Below are 1,310 nucleotides of genomic sequence, written 5' to 3' on the forward strand. Positions count from 1 at the left end.
GGGACTATCTTATAAAGTGTGTAAATAGAAAAATAACGGGGGCCGGCCCCCGTTATTTTTTGTTTAATTTTAATTTAGCACTTTATGAAAAAAGAAGATTTATTTGACGATGATTTCCTAAAACAGTTCAAGACCGGTGATGAGCTTACTAGTTTTCTGAAGGAGATCCAAAAGCGGGGCATTGAGAAAATGCTCGAAGGTGAACTGGACGGCCACCTTGATTATGAAAAACACCAGAAGTCCAATGGAAGCAATGTTCGCAACGGACATTCCAAGAAGAAGATAAGGACCTCTTTTGGGGAATCCGAGATCTCGGTTCCCAGGGACAGGCAGGCTTCCTTTAATCCGATGATAGTTCCCAAGCGGGGCAGTATTGTTGATGGGATCGAGAACGTTATCGTATCGCTCTATGCTAAAGGAATGAGCAATAGCGATATTGAAGAGCAGATCCGTGAGGTCTATAATTTTGAGGTATCCACTTCCACCATATCTAGGATCACGGAAAGCATATCGGGTGATATAGTCGCATGGCAAAATCGCCCTTTGGAGCCTGTCTATCTCATTGTCTGGATGGACGGTATCGTCTTCAAGGTACGCGAAAACTCCAAGGTCATCAATAAAACGGTATACATAGCCGTCGGTCTGCGCCGTGACGGAAAAAAGGAAGTGCTGGGCCTATGGTTGGGCAAGAACGAGTCGGCTGCTTTCTGGATGAGCGTACTGACCGACATCAGGGCCCGTGGAACCGAGGACATCCTGATTACCGCGACCGATAACCTTAACGGGTTTACGGATACCATCAAAAACGTGTTCCCGGAATCCAAGACCCAGATCTGTGTGGTCCACCAGATCCGAAATGCGTGCAGGTACGTCGTATGGAAGGATAAGAAGGCCTTCACCGCGGATATGAAGCATATATACAACGCCCCCAACCAAGAGGCCGCCAAGATGGCCCTGGAGGATTTTGCCCAGAAATGGGACGACAAATACTCCTATGCCATAAAGAGCTGGAGGGACAACTGGGAAGAGCTCACGGTATTCTTTGAGTTCCCGATAGAGATCAGGAAAATAATCTATACTACGAACCTTATCGAGAACCTGAACGGGAAAATTAGAAAGTATACCAAGAACAAACTTTCCTTCCCTACGGATGATGCGGTGATGAAATCCGTATATTTGGCTGTGAGGGAAGCGACCAAAAAGTGGTCCATGCCAGTAAGGAACTGGGGAATCATCCTAAATCAGTTCCTGACGATCTATGAAAAAAGGGTCAGACTTTAGATAAAAGTCCAACCCCTGTTATTTTAAAC

1 protein-coding gene is annotated in these 1,310 nt (G+C 45.9%); it reads left to right on the plus strand.

Features of this window, described 5'->3' with window-relative positions:
* The first annotated feature begins 84 nt into the window (after positions 1-84).
* Entirely contained in the window at positions 85-1,281 is a 1,197-nt protein-coding gene (locus tag HCG49_RS18370) for an IS256 family transposase (RefSeq protein ID WP_168470934.1), read from the plus strand.
* Positions 1,282-1,310: the final 29 nt, after the last annotated feature.

It is taken from the genome of Arenibacter sp. 6A1 (genome assembly GCF_012272855.1).
In the GTDB taxonomy this organism is placed as follows: domain Bacteria; phylum Bacteroidota; class Bacteroidia; order Flavobacteriales; family Flavobacteriaceae; genus Arenibacter.

Excerpts from the sequence above, each read along its gene's own strand:
- HCG49_RS18370 (WP_168470934.1), top strand. The coding sequence starts at position 85 with ATGAAAAAAGAAGATTTATTTGACGATGATTTCCTAAAACAGTTCAAG.